Origin of the sequence: Actibacterium sp. (assembly GCF_041584535.1) — a bacterium.
GTDB lineage: Bacteria > Pseudomonadota > Alphaproteobacteria > Rhodobacterales > Rhodobacteraceae > Actibacterium_D.
Genome location: NZ_JBFHDW010000246.1, coordinates 1 through 4,045, shown reverse-complemented (window position 1 = coordinate 4,045; position 4,045 = coordinate 1). Strand labels below are relative to the sequence as shown.

At 61.7% G+C, this 4,045-nt stretch carries 6 protein-coding genes and 1 pseudogene; 2 read left to right on the top strand and 5 right to left on the bottom strand.

The genetic code is table 11. The features are described from left to right. The 3 genes and pseudogenes from ABYW26_RS11575 to ABYW26_RS11565 all read right to left on the bottom strand — a co-directional run. A pseudogene (locus tag ABYW26_RS11575) lies at positions 1–243 on the bottom strand (5-(carboxyamino)imidazole ribonucleotide synthase); the annotation flags it as partial. Continuing rightward, complete coding sequence (gene purE, locus ABYW26_RS11570; protein WP_372605037.1) at positions 236–724, bottom strand: 5-(carboxyamino)imidazole ribonucleotide mutase; 489 nt, start codon at positions 722–724, stop codon at positions 236–238. The gene purE and the pseudogene ABYW26_RS11575, both read right to left, overlap by 8 nt. A gap of 46 nt (positions 725–770) precedes the next feature. Continuing rightward, positions 771–992 (bottom strand): YdcH family protein, encoded by a 222-nt coding sequence (locus ABYW26_RS11565; protein ID WP_372605036.1) that lies wholly within the window; start codon positions 990–992, stop codon positions 771–773. A gap of 165 nt (positions 993–1,157) precedes the next feature. On the opposite strand from ABYW26_RS11565, the gene ABYW26_RS11560 reads away from it, so the two are divergent. Then, positions 1,158–1,571, top strand: coding sequence for an Hsp20 family protein (locus ABYW26_RS11560; protein ID WP_372605035.1), 414 nt, complete (start codon positions 1,158–1,160; stop codon positions 1,569–1,571). A 21-nt stretch (positions 1,572–1,592) separates the two neighbouring features. After that, positions 1,593–1,820, top strand: a complete 228-nt coding sequence (locus ABYW26_RS11555; protein ID WP_372605034.1) for a DUF1150 family protein — start codon at positions 1,593–1,595, stop codon at positions 1,818–1,820. Positions 1,821–1,856: 36 nt separating this feature from the next. Here the strand turns inward: ABYW26_RS11555 and ABYW26_RS11550 are convergent, their stop codons facing one another. Together ABYW26_RS11550 and ABYW26_RS11545 are read right to left on the bottom strand one after the other, a co-directional pair. Beyond that, positions 1,857–2,663 (bottom strand): glycosyltransferase family 2 protein, encoded by an 807-nt coding sequence (locus tag ABYW26_RS11550; RefSeq protein ID WP_372605033.1) that lies wholly within the window; start codon positions 2,661–2,663, stop codon positions 1,857–1,859. A 4-nt stretch (positions 2,664–2,667) separates the two neighbouring features. After that, the coding region (locus ABYW26_RS11545; RefSeq protein WP_372605032.1) for a bifunctional sulfate adenylyltransferase/adenylylsulfate kinase at positions 2,668–4,045 on the bottom strand (1,378 nt) is incomplete at its 5' end.

Below are 4,045 nucleotides of genomic sequence, written 5' to 3'. Positions count from 1 at the left end.
CGGGATGTTCTCGAACTCATACGTGATGACATCGACGGTTTCGGCAAAGGCGCGCAGGGCGGCCTCGTCCTCATAGGCGGCGGTGGTCACGCGATGGGCGACCTGTCCGGCGGGCGGGTTGGCGCCCGGTTCAAAGATGTGGCAGGAAAAGCCAAGCCGCGAGGCGGCAACCGACAGCATCCGGCCCAATTGGCCGCCGCCCAGGATTCCGATCGTGGCGCCGGGGGTCAGCATCTCACTCATCCGACGGCTCATCCGGGATCGACTCCGACAGCGCCGCGCGCCAAGCATCCAGACGCGCCGCAAGGGCGGGATCGTTGATCGCCAGAATCCCCGCCGCCATCAGCCCGGCATTCGACGCACCGGCAGCGCCGATCGCCATGGTCGCCACCGGATAGCCCTTGGGCATCTGCACGATGGAATACAGCGAATCGACACCCGACAGCACCTTGGTCTGAACCGGAACACCGATCACCGGCACGCGGGTCTTGCTGGCCATCATCCCCGGCAGATGCGCCGCGCCGCCGGCACCGGCGATAATCACCTGCAAACCGCGGTCGACGGCGGTTTTGCCATAGCTCCACAAGCGGTCCGGAGTGCGATGCGCCGAGACGATCTTCGCCTCATAGGCGACGCCAAGTTCATCCAGAATATCGGCGGCCAGTTTCATCGTCGGCCAGTCGGACTGACTGCCCATGATGATGCCCACTTTCACGTCGCTCATGCTGCCCTCGCGTAATTGGAGGCGGCACTATAGCGGGAACGCAGGCTTACGCAATAATGTCAGGGGTAAGCTGATCTTCCAGCGCGGCAATGCGGTCTTTCAGTATCAGTTTCTGCTTTTTCAGCCGCCGGGTGGTGAACTGGTCGGCCACGCCGCCCTGATTTTCGAGAGCGCGGATGGCGTCGTCCAGATCACGGTGTTCGCGTCGCAGCACTTCAAGTTTGATGCGCAGGACGTCTTCGCTGTTCATCTCGCTGGCGATATTCATCGGGACTCGGTTTCATAGGGGGCTGTCAGGACTGCCAACATAGTCATTTGCAACCCTTTCGGGAAGAGCGGCCTTGCGTCCCGGGCGCGGGCTTCCCATATTTCTGTCAGGTCGCCGAAGAACGGGGCCGGTAAATTTCAGGTCGCTTACCCAAGGACTTGCACGATGACGAAACTGACACTTGGCTCGCATCCCTATATGCTGGGTTTTGAGCAACTCGAACGCCTGCTTGAGCGCAACGCCAAGTCCGGCAACGAGGGCTATCCCCCGTTCAACATCGAACAGACCTCGGAACGCGGCTATCGCATCACTTTGGCGGTGGCGGGGTTCCGTGAAGAGGATCTGTCGATCACTGTCGAAGACCGGCAGCTTGTCATCCGAGGCCGTCAGGCCGATGACAGCGAAGACCGTATTTTTCTGCATCGCGGTATCGCCGCGCGGCAGTTCCAGCGCAGCTTTGTGCTGGCCGACGGCGTCGAAGTGTCCGGCGCCACGATGGAAAACGGTTTGCTGCATGTTGACCTGAGCCGCCTGGCCCCCGAGGCCGTGGTTCAGACCATCCGCATCAACAAGGCCTGACAGAGAGAAAGGGGAAACGCGATGAATAGCAAATATGATTTCGTGCCCGAGTCCGAAGACCGGATTGTCTATGTCCGGCCGGTGGCCGTGGCCGACCTGCCCGAAGAGGTGCAGGAACAGGCGCAGGGGGCGAAAACCCTGTATGCGCTGCATGACGCCAATGGCGAACGACTGGCCCTTGTCGCCAGCCGCAGCCTTGCCTTCGTGCTGGCGCGCCAGAATGACTATGCACCCGTAACGGTGCACTGATCCGACCAGCGATCCCGACCCGGCAGGGGCGGGGTCTTAGGTCCAGATGCTGTAGGTGTCGCGGAAATAGTCGATCGTCATGCGATTGGCATCACCGCGCCCGACACCGTCTTCGACGTGATCCGCCAAGGCGCTGACCTTGCCGACCCCGGTGTTCCTGCGCCGCGGCGGTGCAAGGTGGTTCAGCCAAACATCATGGCCCTGAAGCTGCATCTGGCCTGACAGCCAGACATCATCCACTGTCCACATCACATCCGGAATGTCCCATGCCTTGGGGCCAAAAAAGTCGGGCCGCACCATCACCCCGCCATAGCCTTCGGCAATGTCGATATAACCAGCCGCGGAAAAGCTGGGCCGGACCGGGCGGATCGTGCCAAGGCTGAGCAGGCGAATGGCGCGGTAAAAGCGGATCTTGGGCTGGCGGATGGCGCGCGGCTGCGGCGGTGTGCGGCGCGGGAAGGTGCCGCATTCCTCGATATGCAGGCCCTGTTCAGCGATGGCCTTGGTCGGGTGGTCCTTGCGGGCCTGCTGAAACCGACCGACCCAACCCGGATCATAGACCCGGTCATCGTCGCAATACAGAATATCGACATCCTGCCCGGCATAGGTGCGGGCGGCGGGCAGAACCTTGGTCGCGGGGCCAAGATCGTGTTCGACCTCGATGACGTTCACCCACTCGGGCAACGGCGGCAGCGCCGGGCGCTCACCGGGAAAGCGGCGATAATTCTGGGCGACATACAGTTCGACCCGATCGGGCCGGGTTTTCTGCGCCGCAAGCCCGGAAAGAAAACCGCCGAGGTCGTTGAACCTCGGCGGAATGGTCGTGAAAGTGACGACAAGCACGGGCTTACCCGGCAATCAGGCCCAAGGCTTCGAGCTTGAGCAGCACCTGATGGGCGCAGTTGTCGACATCAAGGCCTTCGGTGTTGACCACCAGTTCGGCATTGACCGGAGCTTCATAAGGATCGGAAATCCCGGTGAATTCCTTGATCTTGCCTTCGCGGGCCAGCTTATACAGGCCCTTGCGGTCGCGGCGTTCGCATTCCTCGATCGAGGTGGCGACATGGACTTCGACAAAGGCGCCGTAGGCTTCGATCATCTCGCGCACGGCGCGGCGGGTGGCGGTGTAGGGGGCGATCGGCGCACAGATGGCGATGCCGCCATTCTTGGTGATCTCGGACGCCACATAGCCGATCCGCTTGATGTTGATGTCGCGGTGCTCTTTCGAGAAGCCCAGCTCGGACGACAGGTGTTTCCGCACCACATCGCCATCCAGCAGGGTCACGGGACGGCCACCCATCTCCATCAGCTTGACCATCAGCGCGTTGGCGATGGTCGATTTGCCCGAGCCGCTGAGACCGGTGAAGAACACGGTAAAGCCCTGTTTGGCGCGCGGCGGCGAGGTGCGGCGCAGCTCTTTCACCACTTCGGGGAACGAGAACCATTCCGGGATTTCCAGACCTTCGCGCAGACGACGACGCAGTTCGGTGCCCGAGATGTCCAAAACGGTGCAATCCTCGGGAACTTCGTTCGCCGGGAAATACTGAGCCTTTTCCTGCACATAAACCATGTGTTTGAAATCGACCATGGTGACGCCGATTTCGTCTTCATACTTTTTGAACAGATCCTGGGCATCGTAAGGACCGTAGAAATCCTTGCCTTCCGAGTTCTTGCCCGGACCGGCATGGTCACGGCCAACGATGAAATGCGTCACGCCGTGATTGGCGCGGATCAGGCCGTGCCAGACGGCCTCGCGCGGGCCGGCCATGCGCATGGCAAGGTTCAAGAGCGACATGGTGGTGGTCGATTGCGGATACTTGTCCAGCACCGCCTCGTAACAGCGCACGCGGGTGAAGTGATCGACATCGCCCGGCTTGGTCATGCCGACGACCGGGTGGATCACCAGGTTGGCCTGAGCCTCGCGCGCGGCGCGGAAGGTCAGTTCCTGGTGGGCGCGGTGCAGCGGGTTGCGGGTCTGGAAGGCGACGACCTTGTTCCAGCCCAGCTTGCGGAAATAGGCGCGCAATTCGTTCGGCGTGTCGCGGCGGCCTTTGAAATCGTAATGCACCGGCTGTTGCAGGCCGGTGACCGGACCACCCAGATAGACCGGGCCAGCGACGTTATGCAGATAGTTAACCGCCGGGTGGGCCAGATCGTCGGCGCCAAACACCTTTTCGGCTTCGCGGGCTTTGTTCGGGGTCCAGCTGTCGGTGACCGACATGATT

Bases quoted from the DNA above. Each gene is read 5' to 3' on its own strand.
- purE (WP_372605037.1), bottom strand. From the start codon at position 724: ATGAGCGACGTGAAAGTGGGCATCATCATGGGCAGTCAGTCCGACTGG.
- ABYW26_RS11565 (WP_372605036.1), bottom strand. From the start codon at position 992: ATGAATATCGCCAGCGAGATGAACAGCGAAGACGTCCTGCGCATCAAA.
- ABYW26_RS11560 (WP_372605035.1), top strand. From the start codon at position 1,158: ATGACGAAACTGACACTTGGCTCGCATCCCTATATGCTGGGTTTTGAG.
- ABYW26_RS11555 (WP_372605034.1), top strand. From the start codon at position 1,593: ATGAATAGCAAATATGATTTCGTGCCCGAGTCCGAAGACCGGATTGTC.